General features: G+C 60.3%; 15 protein-coding genes. 14 read left to right on the top strand and 1 reads right to left on the bottom strand.

Features of this window, described 5'->3' with window-relative positions; translation table 11 throughout:
* Positions 1-20 precede the first annotated feature (20 nt).
* The 14 genes from EDF70_RS13470 to EDF70_RS13405 all read left to right on the top strand — a co-directional run bounded on the left by EDF70_RS13470 (position 21) and on the right by EDF70_RS13405 (position 17,619).
* The gene (locus EDF70_RS13470) at positions 21-1,862 is read left to right on the top strand and encodes an ABC transporter ATP-binding protein (RefSeq protein WP_132275798.1); all 1,842 of its coding nucleotides are present in this window, start codon (positions 21-23) and stop codon (positions 1,860-1,862) included.
* Positions 1,859-3,658 (top strand): ABC transporter ATP-binding protein, encoded by a 1,800-nt coding sequence (locus tag EDF70_RS13465; protein WP_132274175.1) that lies wholly within the window; start codon positions 1,859-1,861, stop codon positions 3,656-3,658. The genes EDF70_RS13470 and EDF70_RS13465 overlap by 4 nt, the downstream gene beginning before the upstream one ends.
* 205 nt (positions 3,659-3,863) lie before the next feature.
* Positions 3,864-4,850, top strand: coding sequence for an AraC family transcriptional regulator (locus EDF70_RS13460; RefSeq protein ID WP_132274173.1), 987 nt, complete (start codon positions 3,864-3,866; stop codon positions 4,848-4,850).
* Positions 4,851-5,008: 158 nt separating this feature from the next.
* Positions 5,009-7,285, top strand: coding sequence for a TonB-dependent receptor (locus EDF70_RS13455; protein ID WP_132274170.1), 2,277 nt, complete (start codon positions 5,009-5,011; stop codon positions 7,283-7,285).
* A 69-nt stretch (positions 7,286-7,354) separates the two neighbouring features.
* Positions 7,355-8,617, top strand: a complete 1,263-nt coding sequence (locus EDF70_RS13450; RefSeq protein WP_132274167.1) for an MFS transporter — start codon at positions 7,355-7,357, stop codon at positions 8,615-8,617.
* 67 nt (positions 8,618-8,684) lie between these two features.
* Positions 8,685-9,662 carry an AraC family transcriptional regulator gene (locus EDF70_RS13445; RefSeq protein ID WP_165932024.1) on the top strand — a complete coding sequence of 326 codons (978 nt, stop codon included), beginning with the start codon at positions 8,685-8,687 and terminating at the stop codon, positions 9,660-9,662.
* 35 nt (positions 9,663-9,697) lie between these two features.
* Positions 9,698-10,165: an Rrf2 family transcriptional regulator gene (locus tag EDF70_RS13440; RefSeq protein ID WP_132274161.1), complete on the top strand. Its 468-nt coding sequence runs from the start codon at positions 9,698-9,700 to the stop codon at positions 10,163-10,165.
* Positions 10,166-10,329: 164 nt separating this feature from the next.
* Positions 10,330-12,705 (top strand): TonB-dependent siderophore receptor, encoded by a 2,376-nt coding sequence (locus tag EDF70_RS13435; RefSeq protein WP_132274158.1) that lies wholly within the window; start codon positions 10,330-10,332, stop codon positions 12,703-12,705.
* Positions 12,706-12,707: 2 nt separating this feature from the next.
* A complete protein-coding gene (locus EDF70_RS13430) occupies positions 12,708-13,547 on the top strand; it encodes an ABC transporter ATP-binding protein (protein ID WP_165932023.1) in 840 nt (279 codons plus the stop codon).
* Entirely contained in the window at positions 13,544-14,539 is a 996-nt protein-coding gene (locus EDF70_RS13425) for an iron ABC transporter permease (protein WP_132274153.1), read from the top strand. The genes EDF70_RS13430 and EDF70_RS13425 overlap by 4 nt, the downstream gene beginning before the upstream one ends.
* Positions 14,539-15,591 carry an iron ABC transporter permease gene (locus EDF70_RS13420; RefSeq protein ID WP_132274151.1) on the top strand — a complete coding sequence of 351 codons (1,053 nt, stop codon included), beginning with the start codon at positions 14,539-14,541 and terminating at the stop codon, positions 15,589-15,591. The genes EDF70_RS13425 and EDF70_RS13420 overlap by 1 nt, the downstream gene beginning before the upstream one ends.
* Before the next feature lie 10 nt (positions 15,592-15,601).
* Positions 15,602-16,528, top strand: a complete 927-nt coding sequence (locus tag EDF70_RS13415) for an ABC transporter substrate-binding protein (protein WP_132274148.1) — start codon at positions 15,602-15,604, stop codon at positions 16,526-16,528.
* A gap of 237 nt (positions 16,529-16,765) precedes the next feature.
* Positions 16,766-16,969 (top strand): cold-shock protein, encoded by a 204-nt coding sequence (locus EDF70_RS13410; protein WP_132274145.1) that lies wholly within the window; start codon positions 16,766-16,768, stop codon positions 16,967-16,969.
* A gap of 170 nt (positions 16,970-17,139) precedes the next feature.
* Positions 17,140-17,619: a ribonuclease H gene (locus tag EDF70_RS13405; RefSeq protein WP_245519162.1), complete on the top strand. Its 480-nt coding sequence runs from the start codon at positions 17,140-17,142 to the stop codon at positions 17,617-17,619.
* 68 nt (positions 17,620-17,687) lie between these two features.
* Here EDF70_RS13405 and EDF70_RS13400 read toward each other — a convergent pair whose 3' ends face one another.
* Complete coding sequence (locus tag EDF70_RS13400; protein ID WP_132274142.1) at positions 17,688-18,392, bottom strand: SDR family oxidoreductase; 705 nt, start codon at positions 18,390-18,392, stop codon at positions 17,688-17,690.
* Positions 18,393-18,497: the final 105 nt, after the last annotated feature.

The following is an 18,497-nucleotide window of genomic DNA, read 5'->3' as shown; positions in this document are numbered from 1 at the left end:
GGGTGTGCGTAGTGACTGAGATGAGCAATGCCGATGCCGAAAAGAAAAACGGACATGAAAACTGTCCCACGGCCGTCGGACCCAAAATCGACTATTTCGCCAGCCTGCGCCTGCTTTGGCTCCATGCCGGCAAAAAGCGGCTCACCATCGCAGTGTCTGTTTTCCTTGCTTGCTGTGCCGCCGCGCTGGAACTTGTTCCGCTGTGGCTGGTCTGGCGTCTGGTCGTCGACGTCATTGCGGCAGAAGCGACATTTTCCGGTTTTCTGATCTCCTCCGGGCTGGCCGTTGTCGCCATTCTCGGCGGTTATGGGTTGCAGGCCGCTTCGGTGGCGAAGGCGCATATCGCGGCATTCGGCATCATTCACGACTTGCGGCTGGCGATTGCCGCCCACCTCATGCGGCTGCCGCTCGGCTGGTTTTCAGACCGGACGCTTGGTGAGGCCAAGACGCTCGTGATCGACGAGCCGGAGCGGCTGGAAATGGTTGCGGCACACGGCATTCCGGAAGGCAGCAGCGCGCTGACCACATGGGCCGTGGTTTCGGTCTGGCTGTTCGTCGTCGATTGGCGCATGGCGTTTGCATCGATCGTGCTGACGCCGGTCGCTTTTCTGCTGATCGTGATGGCGACGGTGCGTTCCAGCCGCAAGGTCGGTGCATTTCAGGTGGCCAACCAGCGCATGAATGCAGCCGTGCTTGAATATGTGGCGGGCATGCCGGTGGTGAAAATCTTCAATAGCAGCAGTGAAAGCGTCTCCGGCGCTTCCCGCGCCGTGCGCGACTATGTCGATATAGAACTCGACATCGCTCGCTCCTATGTGCCGCTCGGCGGCGCCTTCAGCGCGCTCGTCCTCGCCAATGTCACCATCATCCTGCCGGTCGGCCTGCTTTTGCTGCAGGCCGGTGAAATCGATATCGCCACCTTGGCTTTTTTCGTCATCCTCGGCTCGGGCTATAGCCTGCCCCTCACCAAACTCTTCAATCTTTTCCAGAACATCGCCCATATTTCCGTGGCGTCGAGATCTGTCGAGGAGGTGCTTAGCACCGCTGCTCAACCGGATACGGGCAGGGAGGTGCAGCTTGCAAACCACGATATCAGCTTCGAAAATGTGTCGTTCGAATATGACAGCCGTGCCGTATTGCATGATCTTTCCTTCACCGCCCGCACGGGCACGGTGACCGCTCTGGTCGGGCCTTCGGGCTCCGGCAAAAGCACGGCGGCGTCGCTCGTTGCCCGTTTCAGCGATATCGCCTCGGGGCGTATCCTGTTCGGCGGGGTGGATATTCGCGACATCGGCCGCGAACAGTTGATGCGGGAAATATCCTTCGTTTTTCAGGATGTGTTTCTGTTCGATGATACGATTGCCGCCAATATCGGCTTCGGGAAACCCGGTGCAAGCGAGGAAGAGATACAGGCCGCCGCGCGCGCTGCGCAGGCCGATGATTTCATTTCGGACCTGCCGCAAGGGTATCAGTCGCGCATCGGGGCATCCGGCATAAACCTGTCAGGTGGGGAGCGTCAGAGAATCGCGATCGCCCGCGCCATCCTAAAGGATGCACCAGTCATCGTTCTCGATGAGGCGACCGCTTTCTGCGATCCCGACAGTGAGGCGCTGATCCAGAAGGCGATTGCCGCCCTAGCAAAGGGGCGAACCCTGATCGTCGTCGCTCACCGGCTTCACACGATCGCGACCGCCGATCAGATCCTCATCCTGTCCGGTGGTAGAATTGTCGAACGGGGTGATCATCAGGCACTGGTGTCCCCGCAGGGTGTTTATGGGCGATTGTGGCAGGATTGGCAGGCTGTGCGCACGACGGCCGTCAGGCCTGTGTCGGGGCGAGCGGCGATGGAGCAGGCGTCGTGAGCAGTGATATCCAGACGGCAAACGTTACCATCCGCTCCGATATCGATGCCGTCAGGCGATTGCTGACCCTTGCCGGGCGATGGCGCGGTCGCCTTCTGTTCGGCCTTGCCCTTCGCCTGCTGCAATCCATCTGTCTCGGTGCAGCCTTTGCCGTCGTTTTATGGGCGCTGGCGACCTTGGCAGAAGAGCCTGCCGTTTCGTCTCGGATGATCTGGCAGGCCGCCCTGCTGATGACATTGTCGCTTGTCGGGCAGGTCGGTTTCGGCATCCTGTCTATGCAGACCTGCTGGCTTGCCAGCCATCATCTCGGCGGCGATCTCCGGCTTTCCATGCTGGAACGTCTTCGTCATCTGCCCATGGGTTTTCACCTGTGCCGCGACAAGGGTGAGACCGTGACCGCCGTGACGGCCGACATCCAGATGCTTGAGGCCTTTTTTGCCGATGGATTTCCGCGCATTGCCCATGCGCTGGGCCTGCCGCTTGCCGCATTCTGTCTGCTCGTCGTGACGGATTGGCCGGCCGCGCTTGTGAGCGTGGTGTCCATCGCCTGCGGTCGGCCGTTCTTTCTCTGGTCGAGCCGCCGTCTCGCCGCACTCTCCGCCAGCCGAAGCACCATGCAGGCGGATGCCGCCACGCGGATGATCGAATTCGTGCAGGGAATGAAGGTCATCCACGCCTTCAACCGTGTCGCCGACGGCTGGACGGGGTTTCGCGGCGCGCTTGATCGTTTCCATGCCATTTCGGTGCGAATGATCACCGCACTCGCCGTGCCGATGATCGGCTTTTCGGCGGTCGTGATGCTCGGCCTGCCCTTGCTGATGGCATTTGTCGGTTATCGCCATTTCGGCGGCAGTGTCTCAAGCGGCTCGGTGGTTGTTGCGCTCGGCCTGATGACATCCCTGTATTTCCCGATCCTCTCGATCGCTGGCGTGATGGAAACGGCGCGTTCTGCCGAAAGCGCGCTCGACCGTATCGATCGCATTTTCGACGCCGCCCCTCTTGCGGAACCGGCAGTGCCTGCGACGCCTGACGGCTTCGATATCCGGTTCGAGAATGTCGGATTTTCATATGTGCAGGGAAAGCCGGTTTTGCGGGATGTCAGTTTTGCCGTGCCGCAGCGGTCGATGACGGCAATCGTCGGGCCGTCCGGCTCCGGCAAAAGCACCCTCCTGAACCTGTTGTCGCGGTTCTGGGACGTCGAGGAAGGCCGTATCACGATCGGCGGGGCGGATCTGCGCCACATGCGTTTCGAAAATCTGGCTGAAAAAATCGCTGTCGTCTTTCAGGACGTATATCTTTTTTCCGGTACGATTGCCGATAACATCGCAGCCGGAAAGCCCGGTGCTACCCTTGGGGAAATCGAGAACGCTGCGCGTCAGGCGCAGGCGCATGATTTCATCATGGCTTTGCCGAATGGCTATTCCAGCCGCGTAGGGGAGGCCGGTGCCACGCTTTCCGGCGGCGAGCGACAACGGATCTCGATTGCACGCGCCATGCTGAAGGATGCACCGATCGTGCTTCTGGACGAGGCGACCGCCGCCGTCGATCCCACCAACGAGCGAGCGATCCAGCTGGCCTTGGCACGGTTGGTGGAAAACAGGACGCTTGTGGTTGTCGCCCATCGCCTGTCGACGATCAGAAATGCCGATCAGATCGTCGTTCTGGATCATGGCCGCGTTGCCGAACAGGGACGGCATGAAGACCTGTTGGCCGGCGATGGGCTGTATGCGCATCTCTGGAACCTGCGCAGTCAGGCTTCATGCTGGCAGATAGGCCGCGTCCAAGAGGATGCGTGAACCTGCAGATCTGCTAGTTCTAAGGCAGAAAATTGCGGCGGACTGCATAATCATGACTTTTTTTGTCATGTTTGTTGCCAATTTGAGAAACATCACTTAGTGTTCGCGTCGAAAGCATGGTGCTTCAGTGTCGGATGCCGCATAGCGCGTGTCCGCAATATGTTGCGTCTGCATTGGTGGGGTCTTCATTGATGGGGTTGTTGCGATGACGCAGTTGCCGGACCATTCTCAGGCACGCTCTTCGGCGGTGTCGGCAAGGGACTTTTCACAGGCATCCATGGTGTTTTGCGATGACTATTCGCTGCTCACCTCGAAGGCTGGCGGTGACGAGGAAAATCCGCTTTTCGAAGGCACGCTCGGCTTCCGTCGGCTCAGCACCGGTATCAATGTCAGCACGGCGCAGATGACGGCGCTGAGCGACAGCGACCATTCCGCCATTTTCCCCCGCTCGCTGAGCATCGTCCTGTCTCTCGAGGGGCGGCCGTCGGAATTCAATGCCGGCAACGGTTGCCGGACGATGACGCTGCAGCCCGGCGAGGCCGCCTTTTTCAGCTTTTCCGACGATGCGCACACCACCGGACGCTACAGTTGCGGCCATCGCTGCAAGTCGATGCTGATCCAGTTGCGGCCCGACCTGATCTCCGAAATCAATCTGGCCGATTTCGTCGAGACGCGCACGCGCAGCAGCGAAATCCTGAGCTTTGCCGCCGATGTGCGGATGAATGCGTTGTGCGGGCAGCTTTTCGATCCCGGTCTTTGTGGAACGGTCGGCTGCCTCCTGATGGAGAGCTACACGCTGGAACTGGTGGCGCGGGCGATCGAGGCGGCCGGGCGCCGCAGCCCTGACCATGCTGCGAGCGTCAAGGGAAATGACCGTATGCGCATGGCGCGCATCCGGGAACTCATGCTGGCGGAGCCGGGTACGGAGCACAGCCTTTCGTCTCTGGCGCGCGAGGCGGGCGTCAGTGTTTCCAGCCTGAAAAACAAGTTCCGCGAAATCTATGGCCAGTCCGTATTCGCCTTTCTGCATGACGTCCGCATGGACCGGGCGCGGCAGGGCATCGAACGGGAAGGCTGGACGGTCAGCCAGGCGGCGCATTTCACAGGCTATCGCCATGGCAGCAATTTCTCGACCGCCTTTCATCGCTATTTCGGTTATTCTCCGGGCCATCTGGCGCGGGGAGAGATTTAGCTCCCCGCATAAGCAATCTGTCCGCTCGCATAGGCCCGCCCTATGGCCGCGACCGCACTGAAACAATAATCTCTCTTTGATTTCAAACCGCTGGTGATTGTCACTGTGGGCCTCTCGGCCCGCAATGGCTTTGCTCGCCCGTTCGACTGGAGTATCGAATGTCGTCCGCATACCATGACCCGCAGAGCCTTGCCCCGGTCCGTACCCTGTCGAAATCCGCGGCTTGCGAAACGGTTTCGCGGCGCACCCGCCTGATGGCGAGTGTTGCTTTCTCCCTGTCGATGGCGGCTGCCGGTGCGGTGTATGCGCAGGATGTGAGAGAGGAAGACAAGGTCAATCGGGTTGCCGCATCGGAACAGTCTTCGGATGGCACCACGGTGCTCGATGTCGTCACCGTCGAAGCCCGTCGCTACGGAGAAAATCCGATCGACGTGCCTGTCAGCGTTTCCGTCGTCGGAGAGGAAAAGATCCAGGAAGAGCGGCTGAACGAGATCCAGGATCTCGCCAACAAGGCCGTCGGCCTGCAGATGCCGAACTATGGTGATGATCCCCGTACCGTTCAGCCCATCGTGCGCGGTGTCGGCACGCTGTCGACCATGCTGTCGCCCGACAACAGCACGGCGCCGACAATCGTCGACGGCGTGCCGATGCCAGCCTTTGCGGCCAATGGCCAGCTGCTGGATGTCGGCCAGGTCGAGGTCCTGCGCGGGCCGCAGGGCACCTTGTTCGGCCGCAATTCCACCGGCGGTGCCATCAACGTATTCAGCGTCACGCCCACGGACGAAACGATCCGTCAGGTGACCGCGGAAATCGGTACTGAAGGGTATCGCAAGGGTGAATTTCTGCTGGGTGGCGCCATCAACGAGGAGCTGATGGGGCGCTTCTCGATGCGTTATCTCAGCCGCGGCGCCTATGTCACCAACGACCACCCCGGTCAGGAAGATATCGGCGGGTTCGATCTCGGCGCGGTAAAGGGTACTTTCCTGCTGACGCCCGGCGATGCCACCGAAGTCAAGCTCAGCCTCGGTTACGAGCGTTACGTCGGCGAGACGGGTTATCCCTATTTGCTGCGTGACGGAAACGCCTGGCAGGAAACGCCGGAATTTCGCCGCAGCCTTGCCTACACCACGCTCAATGTGTCGCATGAATTCGAAAACTTTGCGCTGAAGACGACGACCGGCTTCACCCATTACGACATCTACAACTGGACCGACAATTCGGACGGTTACATCAACAGCGCCACGTTCGGCGCTTACGGCATGCCGGTTCCGGTCTCCGCCTATACCTATGACGGTGACGTCAACATCACCGACCAGCGGGAAAACCAGTTCTACCAGGAAGTCCGCCTGCAGTCGCTGGAAGGCGCGGATACCAAGTGGGTCGTCGGCGGAGTGTTTTCCTATAACGACTTCAACGAAAGCACCTACGGCACCTCCAGCATGTCCGCGTCGATCAACGGTACGCGCGATGTCAACCTGACCTCCTCTTCCTCTGCCGTGTTCTTCGATATTGCCCAGCCGCTCGGCGAAAAATTCGAGATAGGCGGTGGCCTGCGCTACACCCACGAGCGCAAGGGCATCGATGCGCTCTTTACCGGTACCTCGCCATTGACGGTCGCAAGTTATGCGCAGGACAGCTCGCGCAATTTCGATATGCTGTCGGGCCGCATGTCGCTCAGCTACAAGCTGACGGAAGATAGCCTGGTCTATGGCAGCATCAGCCGCGGCAACAAGGCGGGCGGTTATCCGCGCTTCACCGGTAACGCCGCCATCGGCCTGCCGGAAGACGGTTACGATGACACCTCCATCTGGGCGTATGAGCTTGGCTGGAAGGCGCAGTTCCCGGATGCCGGCACCACCGTCTCGCTGGCCGGTTTCTACAACGACGTGAAGGACGAGGCGATCTTCGGCTATGATCCGATGACCACCACCTTCCCGATCGAGAATTTCGATCTCGAAAACTACGGTTTCGAACTCGAAGCCCGCAAGGAATTCGACAACGGCTTCAGTCTTGTCGGTGGGGTCACCTACACGCATTCGGAAATCACCGGCATTCCGGAAAATGGTGTACTGGCGGCTGCCGTCGGCAACGAAACGCCGAACGTGCCGCGCTGGTCGGGCAATCTCGGCATCGCCTATCGCGGGCCTGCCGATTTCCTGCAGATGTCGAGCGACCCGGAACTCTCCGGTTATCTCGGCTATCGCTACGTTGGCAAGCGCGCCGGCGATACCGGCAACAATTTCGAGCTGGATGCACAGCACGTCGTCGATGCGCGTATCGGTCTGACGATCGATCAGACGGAATTCTATGTGTTCGGTGAAAATCTGGTCGGCGAAAGGCTCGAGCAGCAGGGCGCCAACATGACCGGTTCCATCAATTCGGTCCTCGTCTCGCGCGGACGCACCATCGGTATCGGCATGACCGCCAAGTTCTGATCGCGCTGCGAACCGTCGAAAAATGGCCGGCAGCGAATTGCCGGCCACTCCCAAGGAGAAGCATACCCCATGAAGCCAGCCCATTGGATACTGATTGCCAGCCTGTACGTGACCCAGTTCCTTCCGGTCTCGTTCTTCTTCATGGGCTTGCCGGCAATTCTGCGGGCGCAGGGCAAGACGCTCGAGGAAATCGGCGCGCTTTATCTGCTGGGCTTCGTCTGGGTGTTCAAAATCCTCTGGGCGCCGCTTGTCGATCGTGTGTCCTTCGGACGTCTCGGCCACTATCGCGGCTGGCTGATTGCCATGCAGACGGCAATGGTCGGCATGCTGCTGCTTGTCAGCCAGATCGATGGTCTGGCCAACTTTCCGCTGCTCGTCATCCTCGGCCTTATCCTGACCGTGTTTTCTGCCACGCAGGATATCGCCACGGATGCCATCACATGCCGCCTGCTGACGCCTGAAAATCGCGGCATCGGCAACAGTATTCAGGTCGCAGGCGGCCTGGTCGGCATCATGCTCGGTGGCGGCGCAACGCTTGCGCTTTACGCCCACATCGGCTGGGCCGGCTGCTTCCTTCTGATGGCCGCAGTGGTTGGCATATGCCTCGCCCAGATCCTGTTTTTCCGTGAACCATCTACAGAGAAAATCACGCAGCAGCGCGTGCCGTATTCCCGTATCTGGCGCATCTGGCGCGAGCCGGGCATGGGCACCTGGGCATTGTTGATGATGATCGTTCCGCTCGGCGTGGGCATGATCTTTGCCATGCTCAGCCCGATGCTGGTCGATATCGGCTGGTCTCTGGAGGCGGTGGGCTTCACACTCAATATCGTTGGGTCGCTGGTCGGTCTTGCGGCGGTCGCCGCAACCGGCGTCCTGATCCGGAAATTCGGTCGCCGGCCGATCCTTGTCGCCGCCGCCTTCATCCAGGCCGCCATCATTCTCAGCGTATTGCCGCTGGCCTACGGCGCAACGACAATGCCTGTCATCCTGCCCGGCGTGGTGCTGGTTTTCCTCATCTACAATCCGGTCGCCACCGTCATGCTGACGATCATGATGGACCGCACCGCCACCGGCAGTGAGGGAACGGATTTTACCGTCCAGTACAGTCTCTACAGTTTTATGGGTTTCCTGTCGGGCACGGTTGCTCTTCAGGTGGCAGGGGCTGCCGGCTATCCGGTAATGGTGGCAATCGCTGCCGTGCTGGCCGTGGTCGCCGGGTTGCTCGCCATCCGGCTTTATCGCGCAAGCCCGCAGTCCGCGCCGTGCGATGATGTTGCCGTCAACACCTTTCAAACAGCCGTACATCAGGCAGCCGTACAGGCACGCGGCTGATCGCGTGCAGATTTCAATGCAAGAGGAAAGTCACTGTCCAAGGTTTCCAGCCAGCATCGGGTGTTTCATGAAACAACAGATCAGACAGTTTGACGACATTCATGTCGCGGGTCTTGATAACGAGACGGAAGACGGCCTGAGCGCCGAAATCATGCAACTCGATCATGGGATCAAGCTCACGGTGGTCAAAGGCGAGGTTGCCGAGGATTGCAAGTTTCCTCTGCCATTGCGCCGTCATGCGCTGACCATGGTTTTCGTTGCGGCCGGCACGGTCAGTCTTGCCGCCAAGGTGCCGCAGGGCCGCGTCGTTCTCGGAGCGGGAGATGCGGGCCTGCTATCCGCAGGTTTTGCCTTCGGTCCCACGATATTGTCCGCCACCGAGAAATTATCGGCGGTCTTCGTGGAATTGCCGCGCGTCTACATGACCAAGGTTTTTGCGGAGCTGTGCCCGGAAGGGCTGCGGTCGTTTGTCGAAAACGATCCCTCGGAAAGGGTCTATCGCGAGATCCCGTCCTGCGCGTCGATCCAGTCGGTATTGCACCAGATGTCGGCCGCACCGGTCGGCATCTCCCTGCGCTCGCTTTTCCTCACCAGCAAGACCTATGAACTGGTGGCGCTTGGACTGGAACGCCTCAGCATCGAAAACTGCGATTGCCGGCTGACACCGGCGGATGTGGAGCGGCTGAAGCGTGCGCGCGACATTCTGAGCGAAAATCTCAGTGATCCGCCGTCACTGATCGCATTGGCGCATGAGGTCGGGATCAACGACTTCAAGCTGAAAAAGGGCTTTAAAATGCTCTTTGACAACACCCCGTTCGGTTATCTGAAGGAACGCCGGATGATTGCCGCGCGCAGCGCCCTGATGAAGGGTGAACAGTCGGTGACGACGGTCGCAAACCAGGTCGGATACACCAATCTCGGCCACTTTGCCGCCGCCTTCCGCAAACAGTTCGGCACGACACCGAAGGCGATGAAAAAAGTATCGCGCATACAGATCGGCAAACCGGTCAGGGATGGCGGAATTTTGGGTGGGGCGGCCGTTTAGGTCGCCTGCGCAATTTTGAAAAGAGGAGAGCTTACATGCGGCTGACCCGCCAGACGGAAATTGCCATCAGCATCCTCATCTCCTGTGCCAGAGGCGGCAGGCTGATCGACACACAGTTTGCCGCCGCCGAGGCTCACACCACGAAGGATCACGCGGCGCAGGTGCTGAAGGCCATGGTGCGGGCTGGATGGATAGAGACGCGTCGCGGACGGGGAGGCGGTTTGAGCCTGGCAGTGGATGCTGATCAACTCCTGCTCGGCGACATTGTCAGGACCATGCAGCCGGCCAGTTTTCAGCCGGCGCCGTGCGCATCTGAAACAATGGAGAGATCTCTGGTCTCCGTTCTCGTCGATGCCAGCACGGCGGTTCATGATTTTCTGGACTGTTATTCGATCGCGGATCTTGTCGAGAACTGTCCCGGAAACGCTTCGATTGCCAAACCGAAACGTGTGGCGCCCTCCATGACCGCGATGTCGCGTGTGGCCGAAGGCGCCGGAATTTAGCCCTGCCGGCGGCGGCGATCGCCTGTTCGGCAATCGTGCAACTCGCCGCCAGAATTTTTTTAAAATATTTGTCTTAGGAACTCAGGTTTTCGTGTTTCCAGATCGTATGGGGACTGAGCGGCGCTGATCAGGCCCGCAATGAACGATCTTGAGGGGCATGGGATATGTTGGAAAAAATCGGCGGCCGGTTGGCCGGGCTCGGACTTGGCTTTACCCTGATGACGACGACGAGCATGTTTGCGGTTGTCGCTGTGGCGCAGGCTCAGGAAACGGTTCGCACCCACGAGTTTCGCATTCCCGCCCAAAACGTCGCCTCCGCTCTGGTGCGCTTTTCTGCCCTGACCGGCTTCAGCGTCGTTTATGATGGCACATTGCCGGGCAATGCCCGCAGCAAGGCCGTTGCCGGCCGTCTGTCGGAGCAGCAGGCCTTGCAGCAATTGCTGTCCGGCACCGGACTGACCTTCCGTTTTGGTGCAAACGATACCGTCACCATCATCGCACCGCCGGCAGTAACCGGCGCCGTTTCGGCAGACGGCACTACCGTGCTCGGTGCCATCGTTGTCGAAGGCGAATCCGGTCGCAGCTATGTGGCCGGCGACAGCAGCGTCGGCACCAAGACCGATACGCCATTGCGCGACGTGCCGCAGTCCATCCAGGTGGTCAAGCGCAGCGTGATCGAGGACCAGCAGGCGACGTCGCTGACGCAAGCGCTCGAAAATGTGTCCAACGTGCGTGAAAGCTCCACCGCCGGCAACCGCGCCGCCACCTATATTACCCGTGGCTTTGCCTCCAACACGTATGCCATCGACGGCTCGGTCCTCAATGCCACCGGCAGCCGTCCAGAGGTCAATCCTGATCTCGCCGGCATCGAGCGCGTCGAGGTGCTGAAGGGCCCTGCCTCGGTTCTTTACGGTCGCGGCGAGCCCGGCGGCCTGATCAACCTCGTCACCCGCCGCCCCACACCCACTCCGACAGCGGAAGTGAAAACCCAGGTCGGCAGTTTTGGTTTTCGTCGCGCCGAAGCCACTGCCAGCGGTGCCCTCAATGAAGATGGCACGTTGACCGGCCGTGTTACCGGTGCAGCTCAGCGGGAAGAGGGATTTGTCGACGAGCGGCGCGACAGCGAACGTCAGTATATTGGTGGGGTGCTGGAATGGGCGCCGGACGAGGACACGAAGGTCTCGCTCAGCGTTGATCATACGCGTCAGGAGCAGCCTTACGACCGAGGTCTGATCGTCACGGAAGACAACGAGATCAATTGGCCGGCGGAACGTTTCCTCGGCGAACGTTGGTCAATGGTGGATAGCCACAAGACCCGCGTCGCTCTGACGGCCGAACACCAAGCGCTGGACTGGCTGAAGTTTCGAGGCAGTGTGCGTTATGATGCTGCTCTTACCCACGATACCGGCATCGATTTTGAGGGGCTGGACGAAGACGACAGCAGCCTGATGACCCGGCGTTATACCGACCGCATCGAGGACATGCAGAACTTCAATGGCCAGTTCGAGGGCATCATGACCTTCGACACCGGCAATATCGGGCACACTGTTCTGGCTGGTGTCGAGCGTGTGCATTCACGGATGGATTTCTGGCGTCGACGCGCGAGTGTCGCTCCCATCAACATCTATGACCCGGTCTATGGTGCGCCCATGCTGCCGGCGACCTCCGGCGCGCTGGAATACATCCAGGACATCGTGGCAACCTCCGTATACCTTCAGGACCAGATCGATATCAGCGACCAGTGGAAACTGCTCGGCGGCTTGCGCTACGATACCTTTGAAAGCGAAATGGGTGTCCGCGTTGGCTCAGGTGAACCTGCAACAAATGACTCTGCCATGACAGGCCGCATCGGTCTCGTCTATCAGCCGACCAACACGACATCGCTATACACGAGCTACTCGACCAGCTTCATGCCGCAGAATGGATTCGGTGTCGGAAATACGGCGCTTGACGCTCAGGAAGGATGGCAGATCGAGGCGGGCATCAAGGCTGACCTCACCGACAGGATTTCCGCGACATTCTCCGTCTTCCAGATCACAAAGAGCAATGTCGCTGTCGATGTCGCCGGCGAGGATTACTCCATATTGACAGGTGAGCAGCGGTCGCGCGGCGCCGAACTCGATATTACCGGCGAGATCACTGACGGCTGGCAGGTCATTGCCTCGCTTGGTTATGTGGATGCGGAAATTACCAAGGATGATAACTATCAGGTCGGCAACCGGCTGGTCGGCGCACCTCGGTGGAGCGGCAGCCTGTGGACGACCTACGAGTTCCAGACGGGAACATTGGAAGGCCTGAAGCTCGGCACCGGCGTGACCGCCGTCGGCAAGCGCACCGGCGACTTGGACAACAGTTTCTATGTCGACGGATATTACCGCGTCGATGCGTCGGTTTCCTACAAGATCAACGACAATCTGGATTTCTCGCTTATCGGCCGCAATCTGACCGACCAGCGCTATATCGAAAGCACCGCCAGCCGTACAGAAAACCATGCCGGCGCGCCGATCAATTTCATGGCGGCGCTCAAGGCGTCGTTCTGACTTTGATTGCCGCCGCGCCGCAAAACGGGCAGGGCGCACTGGCCCTGTCACTGAAAGATGTCGGGTTCAGCTATGGCCGTCGCGCCGTGCTGGACGCCATCTCGCTCGACTTTGCCCGTGGTCAGTTCGTGGCGGTGGTCGGGCCGAACGGCTGTGGCAAGAGCACGCTTTTGAAAGTGATGGCGGGCTTGCTTCAGCCGAGCCAGGGCGCAGTTCTGGTCGAGGGCGCGCCACTCGCGGGAACATCGCGCAAAAAACTCGCCCGAAAACTTTCCATGCTGGCGCAGTCCAACGAGGCGCCGGAAGGCATGGTCGTGCGCGATCTGGTGGGCATGGGCCGCTTTGCCCATGAGGGCTGGCTCAGCAGTGGTTCGCCGGAGGATCTGCGGCATGTGCAGACGGCCATGGATATCATGGAGGTTTGCGACCTTGCCGAGCGCCGCGTAGGGGAACTTTCGGGCGGTCAGTTGCAGCGTTGCCGCATGGCAATGACGCTGGCACAGGATGCCGGCATTCTGCTTCTCGACGAGCCGACCAACCATCTCGATCTGCGATACCAATATGCGCTTTTGGAAACGGCGCGCATGCAGGCGGCATCAGGCCGCGCAGTGATCGCCGTCCTGCACGATCTCACCCATGCCAGCCTTTATGCCGACCGCATCATCCTGATGGCGAAGGGAAAAGTGGTGGCTGAAGGCCCTCCGGCAGATGTTCTCACCACCGGAAACGTGGCTGAAGTCTACGGGATTTCCACCGTCGCAATGCCTTTTGGGCGCGCCGTCGTGCACCTGCCGGAAAGTGCATTGGTCGAAAAACGACAGCCTGCCGGAGAACGGAAATGAAGGCGGGTTCCGGCCTTGCCTTGCTGTCTGTTGCGGTGGTCGCCCTTGCTCTCCTGCATCTGATGGCCGGCGCCCGCCTTGCCTCGCCGGGCGTGGTGCTGGATGCATTGTTGAACCACGATCCGCGCAACTACCAGCACGTCGTCGTGGTCAAGCAACGGCTGACACGGCTGCTGGTCGCCGGTTATTCCGGTGCGGTTCTGGCCGTTTCGGGCATGCTGCTGCAAAAGGTGTTGCGCAACGATCTCGTTTCTCCGTCCACACTCGGCATCAATAGCGGCGCGGTCACGTTTGTCGTGCTCGGCATCTATGCGTTCGGCCTCGATGGCGCGGCGCTGTTCTGGCCGGCCCTGCTGGGCGGTGTTTTTGCCGTCGCGGTAACATTTCTCGCCGCGGGTCTGGTTCGCCAGGGCGCGCGGGATCCGTTGTCGCTCATTCTTGGTGGCGCCATGACCGCCACATTGTTTTCGTCGGCCACAACCTTCGTGATCTCGATCGATCCGGATCGGTTTGGAAAACTGCTGGGCTGGCTGGTCGGTGACATCGGCAATTTCGACTATCAGCCGCTTATCTATCTGTGGCCCGTCGGTTTGCTGGGCATCGGTATGGCGCTCGCGTTATGCCGGCCGATCGACCTGCTGACGCTCGGCACCGAACAGGCCGCGACACTGGGCGCCGATCCACGCTTCGTGCGCGGCGGGGCATTGGCGCTCGCCATTCCGCTTGCCATCTCCGCCGTCTGTGTTGTCGGACCGATCGGTTTCGTGGGGCTGATCGCGCCGCATGTCGCGCGCCTTCTGCTTGGTGAAACGGGCCGGAGCACGATGGTGTTTTGCGCTCTGACCGGTGCCGTCATCGTCATTGCGGCCGATATGGCCGCGCGCACGCTGCTTGCCCCGCAACTCCTGCAGGTCGGAACGGTGATGGCGCTGTGCGGCGGCGTCGCATTCCTTGCCATCATCCTCACCACCTTGCGGCGGCGGGCGGCCTGATGCGGCTTCCTTCGATACGTAAAGCAGCATTCGTCATCCGCATCGGCCGTGTCGTGCACCTGCCCATCGCGCTGAGATCTTCAGCCGTTATCCTCGGTCTCGGCCTTGTCCTGGCTCTCGCCGCATTGATATCGCTCCAGCTCGGTTCCACCGCGATCAGCCTGGGGCAGGTACTGCACTGGCTTGCCCCATTCACAACCACGGAGCCGGAAACCGCCTCGATCATGCGGTTGCGCTGGCCGCGCATTGCCGTGGCCATTCTTGGCGGTGCCATGGTTTCGGTCTCGGGTTATCTGTTGCAGGTGGTTGCCCGCAATGGTCTGGCCGATCCCGGCCTGCTCGGCATATCGCAGGGCAGCATGGCGGCGATCATCCTTGGTGGTGCGTTGTTCGGCCTGTCGCCGGCATGGCTTGCCTGGGTCGGTCTGCTGGGCGGGTTTCTGACCGCCGCGATCGTTCTGACGCTCGCCTATCGCCTCGCTTCCGCAACCGGACTTATTCTGGTCGGCCTCGCCGTCGGTATCGTGCTTGGCGCCGCGATAGAGATCGTCATGGTGCAGGGCGGCATGCTGCAATTTGCCCGGCTGCTGGCGTGGTCACACGGCTCGCTGACGGCTGCATCTCCTGCCAGTACGGGCATGATGGCTCTGTGGGCGGCGATATTGCTGCCGCTCTGCCTGCTGGTTTCGGGGCGAATGATGCCGCTTCTGCTCGGGCATGAGCAGGCGGCTGGCCTTGGCGCGTCACCGCGGCGGCTGTCGCTCGGTCTCACCCTGCTTGCCGCGGCGCTGGTGGCGCCGGTGGTGGCGGCCGTCGGTCCCATATCGTTTCTCGGCCTGATCGCCGGCCATATCTCCCGCAGGCTTGTCGGTGAACGCCCGACTGCGGTCGTGCCGGTCGCCATGCTGTGCGGTGCCCTCATCCTGCTCACCGCCGATACCGTCGGCCGCACGCTTTTTCTGCCGGTTATCGTGCCGGCCGGCATTCTCGTTTCCATTGCCGGGGTGCTGACCTTCCTCGTTGCCGCCCGCCTTTCCCGCACACGATATTAGGAGTTCCCACATGCGCTTCGCCACCTTCGTTCTGGCGGCCGTCCTTGGTTTTGCCGCCACCGCTGCCACCGCACGCACGGTCACCGATCATTCAGGGCATGTGGTGGAGGTGCCGGATGCGCCGCAACGGATACTCTCGCTGCATGACTGGACCTTGACGGTGATGACGCGGGAGCTCGGCGCGCCGCTGATTGCCAGCAGTGGTCGGCTTGCGCCGGATGGCAGTACATTCATCCGTGGCGGTCGCGAACTGTTCGGGCTGGATTTCAGCCAGATCGAGCTTGCGTCGATCCATGGCAAGCCCGATCTCGAGCGTATTCGTTCCCTGAAGCCCGATCTCATCGTCGCCAATGCCGGGGATTACGACGCTCTGCAGGAACAGTTGTCGAGCATCGCGCCGACCCTGATGTTCGACGCCGAGAATGGCCGGCCACCGTTCGAACTCTACCGCGAATATGCCGGCTGGATCGGTCGCTCGGAACAGTTCGAAACCCTGAAAGCTGCTTACGACAAGCGCATTGCCATGACGCGATCAAAACTGCCGGCAACCTTCGTGTCTGGCACCTATTCCGCCATTCTCACCAATGGTCGCGATGGCACGCTCACCCTTCTGAAGGAATACGGCGTGCTGACCACTGTCCTCGATGACCTTGGCATGAAGCGCATCGCCCTGAGCGAGGCTGTTTCCACCGGTCAGAGCCGCATGACGATCGGCGCCGAACTCATCGGCGAAATCGATGCGGATCTCATCGTCACGTCGTTTCTTCCTGAAAACGGAGAAAATGAAAGCAGCGTCTTTACCGACCTCGCCCGCATCGCGCCGGGTTATGAAGGTTTTCTGCGCGCATACGAAACGAAGCGCATTTTCAGCTTCTCCCGTTATGAAGTTTATCCGCCAAGCTTTCGCGGTGCGGATATCCTGCTGGACCAGCTCTAGAACCGCTGTCGAAAATCAGAGGAATCACCCAGGTCAGACAGCTATCTTAACAGGTTGATATGCGCGGCATGCCGGTCGATTGGAATGCTGCGGGCAAATACCGATGCGGCGAAGCGAAAATATAGTCGACTTGTGTCGATTTTTGCTGCATTGGTCTGGGATATCTGCACTGCAAGTTGCCGTGTCCCGATTTGGACGCTAATGCTTTGGTGTACGCTAGCACTCAACGAGGACCTTATGGCAACTGGTACGGTAAAATTTTTCGCTCAGGACAAGGGCTTTGGCTTCATCACTCCGGATGATGGCGGCCAGGACGTTTTTGTTCACATCTCGGCCGTTGGATACGGCGGTTCGCTCCAGGACGGCCAGAAGGTCAGCTACGAAGTGGGCCAGGACCGCAAGACGGGCAAGTCCAAAGCAGAAAACGTCACTGTTCTGTAATTGATACTGGTCGGCCCGGCCGTTATGGATCGGGCCGACCGCAAGCATGCCCTACGCGCGACATGCGCAATGGAAACTCGGCGATTGCCGCCGACCGCGGCCTCCCGCAAATTTCAAAAAAATTCCTGGCCAACCATGCTATGCCCAGCCTGATCAAACAGGCAGAATTCATGGCATCCGACATCGCTGGCGAATTGCATATCTACACGGATGGATCATTCACCCCGGCGACACGATCGGGCGGATGGGCCTATGTGGTCATGCGGGCTGAACAGCAGCTTCACGCTCACCACGGTGTCGCCTCCGGGGAAACCAACAACACATTCGAGGTTCTGGCGGTGCTGCAGGCGCTGTCCTTCGTCGATGCCCAGGTGCGCGGCGCCGACGTCACGGTCTGGACCGATTCCCATCATGTAGTCGAGGGCTGCCGGCATTGGCGGGCAATCTGGCGCCACAACGGGTGGAAACGCGTCAATCCCAATCCACGCGCCAGGCGGCGTGCCATCCCCGACATGCTGCTCTGGCAGAAGCTCGATGATTTGCTGGAGCGCAATTCGGATGTCTCTGTGCGCTGGTGCAAGGGCCATTCCGGCATCGCCGCAAACGAATATGCCGACCTTTTGGCGCGCGAGGCCGAAACGGCCGAGTAGCCGGTCATTATTGCCACCGACCCGTGCAGCTCTTCAATCGGATGGAGCCGCACGGTGTCGCTTTCGGATCATATCGACCGGGTAATGCCGCCATCGACGCGCAGGTTCTGGCCGGTGATGTAACCTGCCCCTTCCGAGACGAGGAAGGAGATGGTGGCCGCCACTTCCGCACTGGTGCCGTAGCGCTTCATCGGCACGCTGTCGCGACGTTCCTCGGTGGCGGGCAGGCTGTCGATCCAGCCGGGCAGCACGTTGTTGAGGCGGATGCCGTCACCGGCATAGGTGTCGGCATAAATCTTGGAATAGGCGGCAAGACCGGCGCGGAACACGGCCGAGGTCGGGAACATCGATGATGGTTCGAATGCCCATGCGGTGGAGATGTTGACGATCGCTCCAGATTTCTGCGCCTGCATGATCGGCGTGACCAGCCGCACCGGGCGAATGACATTCATCAGATAGACATCGAGACCGGTATGCCACTGTTCGTCGGTGATCTCGACGATCTGGGCGCGAGGGCCGTGGCCGGCACTGTTGACCAGCGCATCGATGCGGCCCCATTTCTCCATCGTGGTGTCGACCAGTCGCTTGAGATCGTCATTGGACTGGTTGGAGCCGGTGATGCCGATGCCGCCCAGTTCCTCGGCAAGGGCTTCGCCTTTTCCGGAAGAGGACAGGATGGCGACCTTGAAGCCATCGGCGGCCAGACGTTTTGCGGCCGCAGCCCCCATGCCACTGCCGCCTGCCGTGATGATTGCGACTTTTTCTACTGCCATTTTCCTATCCCTTTCTACCGCGGCATTCGATTGCCGAATTTTCCACAACAGGATATCCTTGTTTTTGCGCATAAACGAGAGAGTTCTCCGCGCCTCAATCAGTAG

It is taken from the genome of Neorhizobium sp. JUb45 (assembly GCF_004343585.1).
In the GTDB taxonomy this organism is placed as follows: Bacteria; Pseudomonadota; Alphaproteobacteria; order Rhizobiales; family Rhizobiaceae; genus Neorhizobium.
Note: the sequence above shows the minus strand (reverse complement) of the source record. Positions and strands in the feature narration are given on the sequence as shown.